This window comes from Sphingobacteriia bacterium (genome assembly GCA_017304685.1).
Taxonomy (GTDB): Bacteria; Pseudomonadota; Alphaproteobacteria; order Rickettsiales; family 33-17; genus JAFKLR01.
Genome location: JAFKLR010000004.1, coordinates 580386 through 597687 on the forward strand (window position 1 = coordinate 580386; position 17302 = coordinate 597687).

At 29.1% G+C, this 17302-nt stretch carries 15 protein-coding genes; 9 read left to right on the forward strand and 6 right to left on the reverse strand.

Annotated features, from left to right (window positions below; translation table 11 throughout):
- Positions 1 to 92 precede the first annotated feature (92 nt).
- The 3 genes from J0H68_08235 to J0H68_08245 all read left to right on the forward strand — a co-directional run bounded on the left by J0H68_08235 (position 93) and on the right by J0H68_08245 (position 2793).
- A complete protein-coding gene (locus tag J0H68_08235) occupies positions 93 to 761 on the forward strand; it encodes a hypothetical protein (protein ID MBN8828681.1) in 669 nt (222 codons plus the stop codon).
- Positions 762 to 890: 129 nt separating this feature from the next.
- Positions 891 to 2072 carry an EAL domain-containing protein gene (locus tag J0H68_08240; GenBank protein MBN8828682.1) on the forward strand — a complete coding sequence of 394 codons (1182 nt, stop codon included), beginning with the start codon at positions 891 to 893 and terminating at the stop codon, positions 2070 to 2072.
- Between the two features lie 133 nt (positions 2073 to 2205).
- Entirely contained in the window at positions 2206 to 2793 is a 588-nt protein-coding gene (locus J0H68_08245; GenBank protein ID MBN8828683.1) for a hypothetical protein, read from the forward strand.
- 58 nt (positions 2794 to 2851) lie between these two features.
- Here J0H68_08245 and J0H68_08250 read toward each other — a convergent pair whose 3' ends face one another.
- From J0H68_08250 to J0H68_08260, 3 genes are all read right to left on the reverse strand, one after another.
- A complete protein-coding gene (locus J0H68_08250) occupies positions 2852 to 4027 on the reverse strand; it encodes a radical SAM protein (GenBank protein ID MBN8828684.1) in 1176 nt (391 codons plus the stop codon).
- Between the two features lie 36 nt (positions 4028 to 4063).
- The gene (locus J0H68_08255; GenBank protein MBN8828685.1) at positions 4064 to 4345 is read right to left on the reverse strand and encodes a hypothetical protein; all 282 of its coding nucleotides are present in this window, start codon (positions 4343 to 4345) and stop codon (positions 4064 to 4066) included.
- A gap of 244 nt (positions 4346 to 4589) precedes the next feature.
- A complete protein-coding gene (locus J0H68_08260) occupies positions 4590 to 5693 on the reverse strand; it encodes a hypothetical protein (protein MBN8828686.1) in 1104 nt (367 codons plus the stop codon).
- Between the two features lie 200 nt (positions 5694 to 5893).
- On the opposite strand from J0H68_08260, the gene J0H68_08265 reads away from it, so the two are divergent.
- From J0H68_08265 to J0H68_08285, 5 genes are all read left to right on the forward strand, one after another.
- A complete protein-coding gene (locus tag J0H68_08265; GenBank protein MBN8828687.1) occupies positions 5894 to 7369 on the forward strand; it encodes a UbiD family decarboxylase in 1476 nt (491 codons plus the stop codon).
- Between the two features lie 9 nt (positions 7370 to 7378).
- Positions 7379 to 7834: an NUDIX domain-containing protein gene (locus J0H68_08270; protein MBN8828688.1), complete on the forward strand. Its 456-nt coding sequence runs from the start codon at positions 7379 to 7381 to the stop codon at positions 7832 to 7834.
- Positions 7835 to 7925: 91 nt separating this feature from the next.
- Complete coding sequence (locus J0H68_08275; GenBank protein MBN8828689.1) at positions 7926 to 8477, forward strand: hypothetical protein; 552 nt, start codon at positions 7926 to 7928, stop codon at positions 8475 to 8477.
- Positions 8478 to 8488: 11 nt separating this feature from the next.
- Positions 8489 to 9472 carry a GTPase ObgE gene (gene obgE / locus J0H68_08280; GenBank protein MBN8828690.1) on the forward strand — a complete coding sequence of 328 codons (984 nt, stop codon included), beginning with the start codon at positions 8489 to 8491 and terminating at the stop codon, positions 9470 to 9472.
- Between the two features lie 10 nt (positions 9473 to 9482).
- Positions 9483 to 11951, forward strand: a complete 2469-nt coding sequence (locus tag J0H68_08285; GenBank protein ID MBN8828691.1) for an ankyrin repeat domain-containing protein — start codon at positions 9483 to 9485, stop codon at positions 11949 to 11951.
- Between the two features lie 24 nt (positions 11952 to 11975).
- Here J0H68_08285 and J0H68_08290 read toward each other — a convergent pair whose 3' ends face one another.
- The 3 genes from J0H68_08290 to pnp form a co-directional block, all read right to left on the reverse strand.
- Complete coding sequence (locus J0H68_08290; GenBank protein ID MBN8828692.1) at positions 11976 to 12527, reverse strand: GNAT family N-acetyltransferase; 552 nt, start codon at positions 12525 to 12527, stop codon at positions 11976 to 11978.
- Between the two features lie 46 nt (positions 12528 to 12573).
- Positions 12574 to 13500 (reverse strand): hypothetical protein, encoded by a 927-nt coding sequence (locus J0H68_08295; protein ID MBN8828693.1) that lies wholly within the window; start codon positions 13498 to 13500, stop codon positions 12574 to 12576.
- Positions 13501 to 13691: 191 nt separating this feature from the next.
- Positions 13692 to 15827 (reverse strand): polyribonucleotide nucleotidyltransferase, encoded by a 2136-nt coding sequence (gene pnp / locus J0H68_08300; protein MBN8828694.1) that lies wholly within the window; start codon positions 15825 to 15827, stop codon positions 13692 to 13694.
- Between the two features lie 455 nt (positions 15828 to 16282).
- Between pnp and J0H68_08305 the strand changes: the two genes are divergently transcribed.
- A complete protein-coding gene (locus tag J0H68_08305) occupies positions 16283 to 17242 on the forward strand; it encodes a hypothetical protein (GenBank protein MBN8828695.1) in 960 nt (319 codons plus the stop codon).
- The last annotated feature ends 60 nt before the right edge of the window (positions 17243 to 17302 follow it).

The window sequence follows — 17302 nt, forward strand, 5'->3', positions numbered from 1 at the left end:
AATAAAATTATAAAAGAAAAATGTTTGCTTAAATGAGCTTTCGAGTTTTACCAATTTTAATTTTAGTCTGTTTATTAGTATTCCTCGCCAAAATGGCTGATATGGTAGGAGGAATAAATGGTATTGTAAAAGAATATTCTCACTATTTTTCATCCTTTTATGATGCATATGCAAATGAAGGTGGGGAGTCACAGGGTAAATCAGAAGGTCATGGTGAAGATGCAAAGAAAAAAGATGAAAAGCCGCCAAAGCCTTCAACAACTGATCCAAAAAGATATAATGTAAAAAGCGAACCTTCAAAAAATGCTTTAAAACTTTACGATCAAGATAAATGCACACCTGCAGATTTTGAAATGCTTTCAAAATTACAAGAAAGAAGAGAACAGCTAGACCTTAGAGAAAAAGCTATTAAGGATCGTGAAAATATTACTGCCTTAGGTGATAAAAAAATCAGTTTAAAAATAGCAGAGCTTAAAGGCGTTAGAGACGAAATTAAAGAATTAGTAAAACAATATAAGAAAGAACAAGATCAGCAAATTGATAGCTTAGTAAAAATTTATTCTAATATGAAACCTAAAGATGCTGCACGAATTTTAGAAGAACTAGATATGGATACCTTGCTTCAAGTGGTTAACCGTATGAAAGAAGCTAAATCTGCGCCGATACTTGCACAAATGAATCCTACCAAAGCACGTGATTTAACTATTGAGCTTGCAAATCAAAAGAAAGCAGGCGACTTACCTTGTTTATGTGATAATTAATTTATCAGTAAAAATATATAAAAATTTCACAAAATTAATTATAGGAAAAAGTCATTTCTATTATTCTTGCTTAAACTATGAAATTATGTCTATAATCTAAATAAATTAATAAACTTTAAGAGGGTTTGGGTGGCAGTATTTCTTAGAGAAGATGCAGAAAGAGATTTAATGCGTTACGTTATTGATGTAAGTAAACGTCCTAAAGGACATACAGCAATACATTTCCATTTCTCAAACTTAACTAACAGTTATAAAACTAAATATCATTTGAAAATTGCGCTCAATTTAATAAGTGAGCATTTTGCACCATTTGAAAGTGCTACATTTGCTCTTGAGAATTTTGACGTGGTAGTGATTGTTTTTACTACTAAAAGCGAAATTATTGATAGGGTAATTTTCCATTTAAGATATTTATTTATTGATGACCCGTTATCAAATAAAAAAGGTTTTGGAGATGATAATTTTTGCTCGCTTTATTTTTTAAATTACGAGATGAAAAAATTTATTGAAAGTTGTAATGATCTAGTTAGTGATTATAAAGAAAAAATTAAGCATCATAAATCTTTAAAAGTAAAAGAAGATATTCATATCACCAGCGATGTTATAAGAGATATCGAAAATAAAATATTTAAATTAGATGTTAGTAAGTACTTGAGGAAACAGACTGTTGTTACTTTTAATAATAATAATCTTAAAAATGTTTTTCAGGAAGTATATATAAGCCTTGGGCATTTTAAACAAATTCTTGAAGAAAAAATTAGTGGTTGTAGTGAAAGGATTATTAATCAATTTGTTTTCGAGAAATTAGATCTTTTAGTTTTAAAACATATTAAGAAAAAAGAGGAAGATTTTATTAAATCTCCGATAAGTTTAAATTTAAATATTAAGACAGTTATTGAAGATGAATTTGTAAACTTTATTGAAGCTATACCGGATCATTATAAAAGTTCTTTAATTATTGAATTTCAGTTAGCTGATATGTTTTATGATATGCAAGCCTTTAAAACAGCAAAAGAATTTTTAAATAAAAATAATATAAAAATTTGCTTAGATGGTGTTAATAATTTTTCCTTTATTCAAATTGATCGTGAATCTCTTGGGGTTGATTTGATTAAGTTACAATGGAATTCTGATATAGCTAAAAATTTAGATCGAATTGAAAATCAAAGACTTGTTGATTTAGTGAAAAAAGCGGGACCTGAAAAAATCATTTTAACCCGTTGTGATGATGAAAAAGCCATTAAATATGGTAAAGTTTTAGGTGTTAAAATGTATCAAGGGTGGTATATTGATAGGCTCTTAATGCAATAGTTTACTTTCTATATTTTTATATAAATATGAGCTTAATCTAAGCCTAGTTTTTTCTTTTCTAAATAATAAAATTATTGTATAAGTCTATTTATTAATTAAATTAATTTTATAAAATTTTTAATAGAGAGAATTTATGCGTATTTTAAAAATATTATCTGTATTGGTTGTATTTAGTTTTATAACTTCATGTGCTTATGAAGAGCCAATAAAATATAGCGATTATAGTTACCATAAACTTCCTAAATATAATTTTAATGTAAAAAAAATTATTATCGAGTCTAATTACTCTTCTCCTATTACTTACCCAAATGTTGAGCATTTAGCTCCTATTTCTTTAGAAAGAGCTTTTAGAGATTGGGTGAAATATAATGTTACTGAGACTGGTAAAGGTAATGCTACATTAAAAATTATTATTAATGACGCGAGTATGAAAGAGAAAACTTTAGAAACAGAAAAAAGTTTTACTTCTAAATTTAAGTACGAACAAAATAGAGAATATACGGCTCGTTTAGATATTCATTTCCACATTTATGAAGGCGATGACATTACTCCAAAAACATTAATGGAAATCTCTGTTGTCAGATCAAGAACAGGAAATAATGAAGATGCTCCAGCGCAAAAAGAAAGATTGTTTTATGAATTGACCCAAAAAATGTTAATCGATACAACTGCTCAAATTGAAGAGAATATATATAATTATTTAAGTAATTACTTGAATTAGTTTTGAGTATTAGGTTTGTTATCTAAAGTGCTTATTTAGATAACAAACCTAATAATATTTACATACCTAAAACTTGTTCAATTTTATTATAAGGTAATCCTTTAGTTATCAAATAACTACTTACATGTGAATATAGTTTTTTTAACCCTTCACACATTATAGAAGGATTATTAAAACCATTATCATTGCTATATCTGTTTACTAACATATGGCCTTTACATATTTTTTCCCAGCAACATTCTGTACAATTTTTAGGCATAGTTTTGATGCTTTTTTCAATCATATTATAAATAGGCGCTGCTAAAAATTCTTTTAAGGAAGCGTTATTAACGTTTTTACCACTATTCATTAATTTAGTAGGTCTTAAGGTGTCATCGGGCCCAAGATCACCATTACTTGAAATTGTAAAAGCTGTAACTAATGATTCTGTATACCCAAAATTTAATAAAGTAGGTCTTTTGCCTAATAAAAGTAGCATGGTTGAATCTAATAACCTTATAGAAATATTTGGATTATCATCTTTTGCCCATTCATCAAATATATTACATAAGTAATTTCCATAATCTATAGCTGTTAAGCCAGTGAGATCGGTATGCTCTATAAAACTATCATGGGTAAAATCTGGTAGTAAGAAATCCATAGCTGTTACATTTAAATTATCTACAAAATGGCGATATATTTCTTTGCCTGAAAATTTAGGATTAATTACGCAAAGTAGACCTGGTTTTACTATTCTACCTTCATCTGCGGCCTTATTTAATAAATTTAACCCTTGAACCACTTTATCATATGTACTTTTATTTTTAAAATCGACACGAGCTACATCATTATATTTCTTAGGTCCGTCTAAACTTATACCTATTTTTACATTATATTTTTCAAATAACTTTATCCAATCTTCATTAACAAGCATGGCATTTGTTTGTAGTGCAAACTCAAGATTTACAACATTTTCTAGTTCAGATTTAAAATATTCGCACATTTTATCAAATGCTTGTTTTTTTTGCATAAGCGGCTCGCCACCGTGAAAATCTATTTGTAAGGATTCAATACTAAGTTCTTTACAACCCTGTTTTAAAAACTTAGCTATTTCCACAATAGTTTCGTGAGCAATAAAAGGAGGATGAAATTTATAACTTTCATCGCCTCCATGAAAAAAATAACAGTAAGTACAGTTAATATTACATCTTTCAACTGTCTTTAATATTATTTCGAGCCGCTTAATTTTATTCATTATATTTCCTCCATAATTTTAAATGTAAAAGTAAAATTAAAAAGATTTATTCCAAGCGACCCAAGCTTCCCAACCATCAGCTTTCGATTTACCTTTCATGGCAGATTTAGCTAACTCACTTTCAAGTTCAATTTTATCTGTATAACTTGAAACATTTTTAAATTTGGAAGCTTCAACTCCAGTTTTTTCTAATTGATCCATTAAATCATTTTGTTTTTTAAGTGTAAGTTCTTGGAACTTATCTGAAATCTCAGGATTAATGGTTTTAACCTTTTGGAGATTTTTAGAATTAAAATATTTATTAAGAAAATCATTCATTTTACCCTCCTTTATAGAATTAATTTGTTAAGTTTTTTTTGCTTAACAAGTCAATTCTATAAAATACGGAAATTAGATAATATCCGTAAAAAATCCGGATATTAATTTTGATTGAAACAATATTGAAATTTTATGAGAGAGATTGATTAATTGATAAGGAAGATAAAGGGTTTTTTATTTAGACTAAATGAGTGATAAAATCTCTACTATCCATTTAGTTTATTGTATGTTTAATTAACAAAATTTAATTTCTTGTTTTTGCCACTTCTTCGCTTTGCTCATTTTCTTTTAAGCTTCTAAAGTTAGCTGAAATATTAGTGTTATTTTCTTGAATAAGATCTGTCCTACCATCATAGTTACATACCAAGCACCGCATGTAGTTTTCTAAGTGTACCGATTTTGCATTATAATCAGGACCAAGGTTAAGATTGCTAGGATCAAAAGTAGTGAAAATTTTACCGGTGCGTGCGTCAATGGCTAATTGTTGTGTTGTTTGACCATTAATTAGATTAGTTGATTTAATTAGATATTGTGTTTCATCATTAAACGTTTCTATTAGATTAATGGCTAATTGTTTTGTAGAATTAGCGCCACCAACTAAACTAACTTCAATTTTACTATAGCTGCTTCGTCTAACTGCTCTTAACATGGATTCTATAGAATTTAAATCTGTAAGTGTGTCTATATGTGCTAAAGCTGCGACTTTTGTTTCAGGATTATAAAGAGTTAAAATAATGCAATCAAATGCTCCAAATGAAGCTAAAACAGGAAGCTTACTATTTGCTGCGGTAATACCATAAAAGCGTTGATAAATGCGTTTACATTCCTTTAAATTAAAGGTGTTATTTTCTTCAAACAGACCAGTAAGCTGAAATTTTTTTAATAAAGTTTCTTTTTCATTTTCAATTCTCTTTTCTTCCTCAATTTTATCAATAATTCTTTTATTAGTTGCCCTATTAAAAATAGGTAATTCTAAAATTGTATCTTTTAAGGCAGTATAAATTTTTTGATATAATTCTGCAGGTAAAGCATGAAGGATATAAGCTAGTTCATAGGTAGAAAATTCACTTCTTATTCTATTAAAACCACCATTTCTAAAAAAGTCAAAACCTATAACTGTATTATAAGAATTACGTTGCATTATTGAATGGCACGTTGAATCATGATTAGCTTTGGGGCTTATATACATAGATTCAGGTAAATATTTACTTAGTTCTTGAACATCAATAACTAACGGTTCTTTTAAATCAACATTTTTCATATTATCATCTTCAGAACTACTAAATATATACTTAAACTCAGGAGACATATTTAATACTTGTAATTCGTTTAAATCAATTTTTTTCATAATTACTTCCTTAATATAATTAATTGACTCATATATAATATAAAATATTAATAAATCGTCAATAAAATATATTATTTAAATTAATTTTAATAATATATTAAACCAAGATAATTTATAAATTTACTTCAATATTGAAAAGGGGTAATAAAGAATTATTATCCAAGATAATCCTATTAAAACTATATATGAGTTAAGGTCTAATGTTTTTATCACTTAGAGAATTTATAGAGTTTTTAGAACAAAAAGGTGATTTAGTAAGGGTTAAAGAAGAAATCTCAACCCACCTTGAACTTACTGAATTACATAAACAAGTTCTTCATAAAAATGGTCCGGCGCTATTAGTTGAAAATGCGACAACACAAAATGGCCCAAGCCACATGCCTGTATTTGTTAACCTTTTTGGCTCTAAAAGAAGGATCGCCTGGGGGTTAGGGATTGAAGAAGAGGGTTTACGAGAACTAGGGCAGACATTAAGTTTTTTAAGAACGCCAACTCCACCTAAAAAACTTAAAGAAGCTGTTAAATACCTTCCACTTCTCCGAAGGATAATTGCAGCTAAACCTAAAACAGTAAATAATGCGCCTTGCCAAGAAGTGGTTTATGAAGGAGATGATGTTAATTTAAATATTCTACCAATTCAGCATTGCTGGCCAAAAGATGTTTCTCCATTAATTACCTGGCCATTAATTGTTACCAAAGGCCCAAGTGAAACGGCAGAAGATAATTATAATTTAGGGATATATCGCTTACAGCTTGTAAATAAAAATACTCTTATTATGCGTTGGCTTAAACATAGAGGAGGAGCGCAGCATCATAAAAGATGGGGTAAAGAGAAAAACACAAAATTACCAGTAGCTGCGGTTATTGGCGCTGATCCTGCTCTTACTCTTGCTGCAACCATGCCAATTCCTGATAATGTATCTGAATATGATTTTTCAGGATTACTTAGAGGTAAAAAATTACCTTTAGTTAAAGCTAAAACTGTCCCATTACTTGTTCCTGCAAATGCTGAAATAATTATAGAAGGTTATGTAAGCATTGATGAATATATGGATGAAGGCCCATTTGGAGATCATACTGGCTATTATAATTCTGTTGAAAAATTCCCAGTTTTTCAGGTTACCGCTATTACTATGCGTAAAGACCCAATATATTTAAGTACTTATACAGGGCATCCACCGGATGAGCCATCAGTTTTAGGGGAAGCTTTAAATGAAGTGTTTATTCCGTTAATTCAGCAGCAATTCCCTGAAATTGTTGATTTTTGGTTGCCACCTGAGGGTTGTTCTTACAGAATTGCAGTTATTTCAATAAAAAAATCATATCCAGGTCATGCTAAAAGAATAATGATGGGGGCATGGTCGTATTTAAGGCAGTTTATTTATACTAAAATAGTAATTGTAGTCGATGAAGACATTAATTGCCGAGATTGGAAAGAAGTAATGTGGGCAATTTCAACACGTATGGATCCTGTAAAAGATATTGTAACTATTGAAAATACTCCAATTGATTATCTTGATTTTGCTTCTCCAGAATCAGGTTTAGGTGGTAAGCTAGGACTTGATGCTACCAATAAAATATACCCTGAAACAAATCGCGAATGGGGTGAAGAAATTGAAATGGATGCGGAAATTGAACAAAAAATTGCTGAGCTTATGAAAAATATTTTTAAGTGAGGTTGTAGTATGGAAGAAAATTACTCCCGGCCTTTTACAGGTGCTTTTTTAATTTTAGAGGTAAATAATAAAATATTATTATCTTTAAGGCGAAATACTCCATATGGAGAAGGTTACTACGGTTTAGTTGCAGGTCACGTAGAGGAAGGCGAACGCATTGTAGAGGCAATGATTAGAGAGGCTAAAGAAGAAATAGGAATCGATATTAAAGAGGAAGAGTTAGAAATTATTCATGTAATGAGCCAATATAGTGATAGAGAAAATATACATTTTTTTCTTAGGTGTAAAAATTGGCAGGGAGAGATTGTTAATAATGAACCAGACAAATGTGGTGAATTAGCTTTTTTTGACTATGATTGTTTACCAGAAAATACTTTGCCAGCAATAAAATATGTTCTAAATCAGATAAATAGCAAAAATATGTTTTCTGAATTCGGATGGTTAAGGGAAAAAATCGAGTTGTAAGCTTTAATATAAGCTTTATTTTGAAGTTTAAATAGTGACATTTAGCTCATTTTAATTTATTTATTTACAAAATAATTAAATTAAGGTTTCTATGTTAAAAAGTGAATTGTTAAGTCCCAAAAGTTTTTTTCTTGAAAGTGTTAAATGGGGACTGGTTCCTGATTGTATAAAAAACTATAAAGATAAGCAAATTAGTACAAAAGAAGAAGCTTTACGCTTTGCTTTTAATATATTAAAGCATATAAGACTAAGAAAAGAAGACTATTATCCAATAACCTTATGTTATTTAAATGTTTTAGCTAAATTTCAGCTTAAACCTAAAGATATGCAAAAATACATTGAGAGTATAGTAAGAAAAAATAATATTGAGCCTAAGGAGCTTAACAGAATTAAAGGGATGTATTTTAAAAATAGTTTTATAAATTATCTAAATACCCATTTACTTCGTCAAATAAATGTTCCTCAAAAAATAGAAGCTTATACATTATTTGGCTTTGATATCAATAAATTACCAAAACGCTGTACTACAAAAGAATACAGAAGTGTATTAGAAAAATTTGGACATAAAAATTATTATAGATCCCGTAGAATTTCGACAATATATGTAAAAAAAGAAAATTACGATTTAGTTAACTCAAAATAGAAGAAAAATTTATGTTTATAGATGAAGCAAAAATATATATTAAATCTGGCGATGGTGGTCCTGGTGGCGTTAGTTTTCGTCGTGAAAAGTTTATAGAGCATGGTGGTCCTGATGGTGGAAATGGTGGTAAAGGAGGCGATATTATAATTCGCGCTGTAACTAACCAAAATACTCTTATTGATTTCCGTTATAAACAACATTTTAAGGCTCAAGGCGGTGAACACGGAATGGGAAGAAATAGAAGTGGTAAATCCCGTGACCCAATTATTCTTAATGTTCCAGTTGGTACAGAAGTTTGGGATGAGTTTAGAGAAGAAGTAATATGTGATTTGGCAGCTCCTGGACAAGAATTTGTTCTTGCAAAAGGTGGGGATGGTGGACTTGGCAATGCACATTTTAAAAGTTCAACTAATCAAGCACCAAAACATGCTACTAAAGGGTGGCCTGGAGAAGAAAAGTGGGTTTGGCTTAAATTAAAACTTATTTCGGATGTAGGGCTTGTTGGTCTTCCTAATGCTGGAAAATCAAGTTTACTTTCTCGCGTCTCCCGCGCGCGACCAAAAATTGCAGATTATCCATTTACAACATTAGAGCCCCATTTAGGTGTGGTATATATTGATCAACAAGAATTTGTAATGGCGGACATTCCTGGGTTAATTGAAGGAGCAAGTGAAGGAATAGGGCTTGGGGATAAGTTCTTAAAGCATATTGAAAGATGTAAAATCTTAGTTCATTTAATTGATGGTACTAGTGAAGATGTTTGTGAGAACTATAGAATAATCAGAGGTGAGCTTGATGCTTACTCTGATATTCTTGCAAACAAGCAGGAAATTATTGTGTTAAATAAGAGCGATGCATTAACTGAAGAAGAAATTAATGAAAAGACAAAAAGTCTAAAAATATTTACAAATCAAGATGTTATGGTAATATCAACAGTTACTGGCGAAGGAGTGACAATGCTTTGTCGTACGTTAAAGCAAACCTTAAATATCTAGTGAGTAATATATGAAGCATAATATTGATAACCTTTTAGTAAAAGCGGTAAACGATAAAAAATACGATGAATTAAAAGAAAGAATAAAAAATGCAACTAAAGAGGAGTTAGAAATAAGTATTAAAGGGAAAACTTTCCTTCAATTACTTTCTGAAAACTTAACTACTCCTGAACTTGAAGATAGACCACGTACAACAAGAAGAATAGTAAGACAAAACTTAAAATACGCAGTTAAAGAAACTAAGAAACTTGCAAGTGATGTAATTAGTACATTAAGCTCAACATTAAGTTACTATACAAGCGGTAGAGTTGGTGGTTCTCCTCCAAAAAATACATTAATGGAAAGTACAAAAGATTTAGCTGATGAATTTGAAGTAATTCCGGAAAAAGAATATGATAATATTAAGGAATGCATTCAATTAGTTTTGGAAAAAATAAAAGTTTCTGAACTTACAAGAGAAGATTCAAACGGTAAAACTGCCTTTGAGGTTTTATTTGAACATGACACTAAAGTAGATATATTTTTCCTATTATTAAAGAAAGAAATTCTAAGTGAACTTACTGCCGTTAAAAATAAGATAAATGAAAAAATTGCTGATCCTGAATTTATAGACAATTTTATTGTCTTAGCTTTAAATAAGCTTACTTCTAAAAATAATGAAAAAAAGACTGTTATTGTTAATAATCAAAAAATTGAAATGACAGTTCCAAATCCTGAGGATTGTTATGAATTTTGGTATATTAAAGAAGTTTATAGCAAATCTAAATTCCCAGAGATAGATTTTCTTGAAAATATTATTAATTCTAATGTTTATATTATTAAAGAATTTTTTGCAAATAACCAAAATGCAAAAGATATACTCGTAAATTTAAAAACTCTACAAAACGAGTTAAGTGATAATATTTCAACTGAAACAATGGAAAGTTTCGTTGAATTAGGTGTATGCCCAAATACCGTGTTACCTAATGGTAATTCTTTATTAATTGAAGCGGTAATTAATCAAAGGTTAGATTTTGTTAAACGCTTAATCGAGCTTGGTTCTAAGGTTAATGTTGTAAAGGATAAAGATAGGGCAAGGGTTACTAATAATAAAAAATCAGTTTTATTTCATGCGCTAGCAGTAGATAACGATACTAAATTTGAAATTTTAAAAACACTTTTAGATAATGGTGCAGACTTAAAAATATTTGATGAAAATGATATTGAATATTTCGGTCAAAAGAAAAAAGTTTTTGTACCTGTAATTTTTAGAATATGCGAAAGTAGTGAAGAATATTTACCTCATGTTTTAAAGGCTATTTTAGATAATAAATTTAAGCCAAATTTATTATCTAAAAGTACTGAACTTGAGCAAAATATCTTACATAATGCTGCTCAAAATTTAAAAGATTATGTTTTAAAAGCTTTATTAGATTCTAATGTAAATTTTGATATTAATTTAGGTGATAAATTTGGTAATACAGCACTTCATCTCGCAGTAAATTCAATCGCACTTAAGTGTAATAGTTTAGAAAATAAATTACTAAATAGTGAATCTGAAATGGATTCTAATGAAAAAGAATTAAGAGAAGCTAATTTAACATTAGATATTTTACTTAAGTCACCAGGAATTAATATAAATAGCACAAATAACTCTAAGCAAACAGCGCTTGATCTTTGTATGATTTGGGTTAGAGATTATACCTCACTTGTAAAGAATGATAAAATTCCTGTAAATTTATCTATTAAAAAAATTCCTTTTGAAAATATGATTTTTACTTTTGATAGTAAAATTATTCATAAGCTTTTACAAAATAATGCTAGATCAAATAATATTAAAACAGATTTGTATTTAGCTATTTATGCAGGTCATGTTGAAAAAGTAAAAGAATTTGCCAAAAATTTCAAATTTGGTTCTGATAAAGATAAGGAAGTAGGTTATATAGCATTACTTTACGCTGCGCGCTATAATAGAAAAGATATATTGTCATTTTTACGCTCGCAAGGTGCGCAAGTAAAAATTGATGGTAAAGATTCAGTATTACATCATCTGATTTTAGAAGGTAATGAAAAAGGCGTAAGAAATATTATTGCGCATTTTTCACCTCTTCATGAAGATCTTATGTATGCTGAAACTCTTTTGAAGACAAAAGATTTAAAAGAAAACTTAAAAGTAAGATATATAAAAATTAGAAATCTTATCAGTAATAAATTTAAAGAAGCAAATAGCTTACTTGAATCATCATTTGGAGAAGAAGTAAATAAAGAAGACCAGGTGCGTATACTTGAACAGTCAAATAGCGGAATAAACGCTAATCAAGTTAAAGGTAATGTTACTTCAGCAAATAATAACGGTAGTGATTACCCAGCACTTTCGTCTAAAGCAAATAATAACAAAACACAAGCCGTAGCAACTGGTAATAATGGTTCTCATAGAGGACATACTGAGATTAAAGCCTCTCAAACGTCGACTGGAAAAAAGGGAGTAAACGGTCTTTAGTAGTTATTTGATAGGGTAGAGTGTTTATGAAAACCTGTACCCTATTTCATCATACTCTTTATCACCTATTACTACTTTGATTTCTTCTACTAAAATACCACCTAAGCTTTCATAAAATTTACAAGCATTTTTATTTTCTTTTAAAGCCCAAACTATAAATGGAATAAAAGAATTTTCTTTCATAAAATTATTAGCTTCTTTAAATAGATTTGTTCCTATACCTTGACGTTGATATTTTTTAAGAACGTAAATTGCGGAAATTTCTCCAACTTCAGTTCTTTTTTGTTTCTGAGTATCAGTCATTATTTGATTGTCGTGCTCTAACTTTTTACCAAAATCACAAAAGGCAATAATTTTTTCTTCTTCGTTTAAAGCAACAAGAGTATTCGTATTACCGATTTCAAATAAATGATTTCTAAAATTTAGTGATTTTTCATAACTTAAATCATTTAAATAATTTTGATCTACAATATTAGAATATGTCTCATGCCATCCTGTCACATGAACATTGGCAATGCCAGGTGCATCGGCAATTGTAGCTAGTCTCAGTAATTTATAATCAAGTTTTGTTAACATATTTACTATATTTAAAATTATATATCTTATTTTAAGTATATTTTATCTATAAATACAAACTAATTTTTCTTAATGAATCTTTATAGCTTAAATTGTCTACTGAATGTCTAATTGAACAAACATCAATTAAATGTTGGTCTTTTGAGTTATTATTAGGGAAATCTTGAAAACAAGTTGGTGTATAATTCTCAGCTATTTCAGGCGTAATATTAGAATTAACTCCTTGCAAAATTATATATCTTAGTTCTTTTGGTAAAGCTTTAAATAATTTTTGAAATTTTTCGTGTGCTATTATAAATTTTCTAATAGAAGTGCCTGCACCTTTTTCTCTATCTTCTCTACAAAGAATATATTTATCAAATTTTTTTGATTCTAGTGCAAATTGAAGAGCTTTAGGATGAAGTCCCTCTATTTCTTCTATAGAGTAATTTTTTAATACTATGAGGTTAAAGTATGTATTTATTAAATTCTCTGGTATCTTGTTATGAAAGATTAAGTGAATTAAACAGGCCAAATTTTGAATAGCCTGATTATAAACAATTATATCAAAAATATTATTTAAATTTTCGTCATTATTTAGGAATTCTTCTAAAATAGGGGAGTTGATTGAACGATGTTTTATTATTTCTCCTGTTCCACCAAGTGCAGCGTCGTTCTCGTGCATTTTTTCAATTTCATGAATTTCAATAATAGTTTCTGCAAATTTTCTTAGCATATTATTGTAACTGGCCATTCTTTCTACGCTTAAAGCAATTTTAATTAAAGGCGCTTTTAGAAGTTCTAATGGTTTTGTTCTATCGGCAGGTAATAAAGCCATTAAAGCAAAACTGTAATATTTAAATTTATCTGTAGTAGAAGAAGGTCCAGCATATTTTATTAATGAAAAAGGGATGTTTTTTCCATTTATTATTTTAAAAAACAATTGTCTGAAACTTTCAAATTCTAATTTATTTAATTGAATGCTCGATAACATTTTAATCTCCAATAAGAAAGTTTATTGTTTCGATAAGTAACTAAATATGTAATAGTTATCTAAGCAGAATAATTAGAATTAATATCAAGCTGATATAGTAAAGAATTTAAAAGTATGATTCAAGGAAGTTAAGAATAAATTAGTTGAAAAAAAGATTTAAGCGGTTATTACACCGCTTAAATCTTTAAGATTTATGCGCTTTCTGCGCTTGTTTCAGTCCCTGCAGATGGCAAGGCTTGTAGTTCTTCGCCTGTTTCTTGATTGATGTTTTTCATAGAAAGTTTAATTTTTCCACGGTCAAAACCAATCATTTTTACCCAAACGATTTGACCTTCTTTAAGAACTGAATCAACAGTTGCCACTCTTTCAGTGCTAATTTCACTAATATGAACTAAGCCATCTTTAGATCCAAAGAAAGTAACGAATGCACCAAAGTCCATAAGTTTAACTACTTTACCGTAGTAAACTTCTCCCACTACTAAATCAAAAACTATACTATTAATTATTTTAATAGCGAATTCACGATCTTTAGAATTGGTAGCTGCAATTAATACTTCGCCAGTATCTTGAATATCAATTTTGCTAGAAGTTAATTCGCAAATTTCACGAATTACTTTACCGCCAGCGCCAATAATATCGCGAATTTTATCTTTTGGAATTGTGATTTTAGTAATTGTAGGAGCATAAGAGCTTAATTCTTTTCTTGGTTCACGAATAGCTTTATTCATTTCATTTAATATATGAAGCCTTCCTTGTTTAGCTTGACTTAAAGCTTGTTTCATAATTTCAAATGTAATTCCGCATACCTTAATATCCATTTGAAGTGCTGTAACACCTGTTTCTGTACCAGCTACTTTAAAATCCATATCACCAAGATGATCTTCATCACCTAAAATATCAGAAAGAACAGCAAATCTGTCTTTTTCTAAAATTAATCCCATAGCAATACCTGCGATAGGACGTTCAATAGGAACCCCTGCATCCATTAATGCAAGTGAAGAACCGCAAACGGTTGCCATTGAAGAAGAGCCATTTGATTCTGTAATTTCAGATACTAAACGTACTGTATATGGGAAATCTAATTTAGTAGGCATCAAAGGACGAATTGCACGCCAAGCGAGTTTACCATGACCAATTTCTCTACGTCCTGGAGCTCTCATTGGTGACACTTCCCCTACAGAATATGGAGGGAAATTATAATGAAGCATAAAGTGTTCTCTTGATTCACCTTCAATAGAATCAACTATTTGTTCATCCTGACCAGTTCCAAGTGTGGTTGCAACAATCGCTTGTGTTTCACCACGTGTGAAAAGAGCAGAGCCATGAGTACAAGGTAAAAAGCTTACTTCAGCTAAAATAGGGCGAATGTCAGTAGTTGTACGACCATCGATACGTTTATTTTTGTCTAAAATTGCATGTCTTACAATATCAGATTCAATAGTTTCAAGAATATTCGAAATTAAGAAAGGATCGTAACCTGATGGTTCAAGATGATTTAATGTATCTTGCTTAACTTGTAAAATTGCTTCACGACGTTTTTGTTTATTAACTTCTGTAAAAGCTTGTTCTAATCTTGATTTTGCAAAATTAGTAACTAGCATATTTATTTCTGGATCGCTTTTATCGGAAAGTGTCATTTTTTCTTTACCGACTTCTTTCGCGAATTCCTTAACCATATTAATTACTGGTAAGAATCCGCTATGACCGAACATTACTGCTTCAAGCATTTGTTCTTCAGTGAGTTCATAGGCTTCTGATTCAACCATAAGAATTGAATCTTCTGTCCCTGCAACTACTAAATCAAGTTTAGAATGTGAATGTTGATTAATTTTTGGATTTAACTCAAAACGACCATCAACATACGCAACTTTTGAACCTGCAACTGGACCATTAAATGGTATGCTTGAAATTTGAATAGCGGCAGCAGCTCCGACTAAAGCGGGCATATCAGGTTCGTTTTTTAAATCATGTGATAGAAGGGTACAAATAACTTGAGTTTCATAATGATAGTTATCTGGGAATAAAGGTCTGAGTGATCTATCAATAAGACGTGAAATTAACACTTCACGTTCACTAGGTTTGGTTTCTCTTTTGAAAAAACCTCCTGGAATTTTACCAGCGGCAAAAGTTTTTTCTTGATAAATAACCGTTAAAGGTAAGAAATTAATACCTTCTTTTTGCTCTTTTGATACGCACACCGTACATAAAATTACAGTTTTACCGTATGTAACTACTACTGATCCATCTGACTGGCGGGCAATCTTACCAGTTTCGAGGCTTAACTTATCACCACCCCAAATTATTTCTTTTCTAACGACATTAAACATCTAAGTACCTAAAAAATTGTTTTATTTTGTTATATTTTTCAATAGAGATCTAAGGTGCCTTTTGGCCTTGAAAAATCTATTTGTTTATATACCAAACTTATAGAGGTTTAATGGCTTTATGTCAATCTTTTAGAAACTCCAAATTCAAGGCTTATATATTAAGTTTTGTGGGGTGAATTAAAATGCTAACTTCATATTTTTATGATTGTATAGTTAAGTATGTGTATTATAAGTAAATTAAAAGTTAGTATGTGTTTGCAAAAGTCATTAAGTCATTGAATATAAATAATTTTTAACCTAAAATTTAAAAGGAACGGTTTAATTCCTTTAATATTTTAAACTTAACCACTTATAATTTTGATTAATTTTATTTTTTAATAATCATAAGGATAATTCTAAAAGCTAAAAATTAAAAATAATCCAATAAGATTAGTAAAAACAGTTTTGGAGAATTTATGGGATTAGGTAAAAACGTTGAGTTATTTGAATCAGAGAATAAAGATGATGTATTAGGGCTTTTAAATTGTTTTTATAGTGAATGTATAGAAAATAATGATTTTATAAATAAGTTGAAAAAATGTTTTGAAGTAAGCCTTCAAGCTCCTAATTCTTTATCTTTAGATTTTTGGAAAGGAAATTTTGATAAAGCTCATAAATTTTTGGATAAACTCTCAATTTATAAAATTAATGAGTCTGAAATTTCACCCACACTACTAAATGACCAAGAGATAAGTGTTTCATTAGAAAATTTAAATAAACTAATAAGTGAAATAAAATTTAAAACGCATAGCATAATTAGGATATGTAATAATTTGCCAGCTAGAACGGTAACGGACGTTGTTGCAAGGATGAATATTCTTCAAAAAGAATTAAAAGGTTTTGAAAAAAAACAAATTAATAGCAAACAATTAGATAAATTACTAAAAAATCTTCATAATATTATATTTGATTTATATTATGGTCTCTTAATAACCGTAGAGTTTTGGAATTGTAGAAAAAACAAGATTACGCAACTTAATTTTAATAAAATGATTCTAGTTCTTAATAAAATTTCCCCGACGCTTTCAAATATTTTTAAACAAATATCATGCAATTTTTCACCTGATTTTAGTGATAAATTTCAAGAGTTTTTAAAAAGGAGCGCGAAGGAAGATGAAGAAAACTTAAAAGTTTGGTTTGATAAAAATAAAAAAAGTATAAAATTTTCAAATAAAAATGAGGAAAAAGCATTTTTTGAATTTATATTTATATTTTTTGATTTTGACAGAAGTTTAAAACACGCTACACAGCACTGTGTAGGTATATTGATAAATTCTTTAAATCTATCTCTTAAAAATGAAAGAGCATTAAAGGATAATAATTTTAGGGATAATAATGAAAAAGAGATTAGCAAAAATAAGAATACTCAAAGATAAAAAAATTTTATTGTCTAGATAACTTTATATATATATCTTATCGATAAAGTAATTTTTTTA

What these genes read in the sequence shown, in the direction of transcription:
- J0H68_08235 (MBN8828681.1), top strand. Translation starts at nt 93, where the DNA reads ATGGCTGATATGGTAGGAGGAATAAATGGTATTGTAAAAGAATATTCT.
- J0H68_08245 (MBN8828683.1), top strand. Translation starts at nt 2,206, where the DNA reads ATGCGTATTTTAAAAATATTATCTGTATTGGTTGTATTTAGTTTTATA.
- J0H68_08250 (MBN8828684.1), bottom strand. Translation starts at nt 4,027, where the DNA reads ATGAATAAAATTAAGCGGCTCGAAATAATATTAAAGACAGTTGAAAGA.
- J0H68_08255 (MBN8828685.1), bottom strand. Translation starts at nt 4,345, where the DNA reads ATGAATGATTTTCTTAATAAATATTTTAATTCTAAAAATCTCCAAAAG.
- J0H68_08260 (MBN8828686.1), bottom strand. Translation starts at nt 5,693, where the DNA reads ATGAAAAAAATTGATTTAAACGAATTACAAGTATTAAATATGTCTCCT.
- J0H68_08265 (MBN8828687.1), top strand. Translation starts at nt 5,894, where the DNA reads ATGTTTTTATCACTTAGAGAATTTATAGAGTTTTTAGAACAAAAAGGT.
- J0H68_08270 (MBN8828688.1), top strand. Translation starts at nt 7,379, where the DNA reads ATGGAAGAAAATTACTCCCGGCCTTTTACAGGTGCTTTTTTAATTTTA.
- J0H68_08275 (MBN8828689.1), top strand. Translation starts at nt 7,926, where the DNA reads ATGTTAAAAAGTGAATTGTTAAGTCCCAAAAGTTTTTTTCTTGAAAGT.
- obgE (MBN8828690.1), top strand. Translation starts at nt 8,489, where the DNA reads ATGTTTATAGATGAAGCAAAAATATATATTAAATCTGGCGATGGTGGT.
- J0H68_08285 (MBN8828691.1), top strand. Translation starts at nt 9,483, where the DNA reads ATGAAGCATAATATTGATAACCTTTTAGTAAAAGCGGTAAACGATAAA.
- J0H68_08290 (MBN8828692.1), bottom strand. Translation starts at nt 12,527, where the DNA reads ATGTTAACAAAACTTGATTATAAATTACTGAGACTAGCTACAATTGCC.
- J0H68_08295 (MBN8828693.1), bottom strand. Translation starts at nt 13,500, where the DNA reads ATGTTATCGAGCATTCAATTAAATAAATTAGAATTTGAAAGTTTCAGA.
- pnp (MBN8828694.1), bottom strand. Translation starts at nt 15,827, where the DNA reads ATGTTTAATGTCGTTAGAAAAGAAATAATTTGGGGTGGTGATAAGTTA.
- J0H68_08305 (MBN8828695.1), top strand. Translation starts at nt 16,283, where the DNA reads ATGGGATTAGGTAAAAACGTTGAGTTATTTGAATCAGAGAATAAAGAT.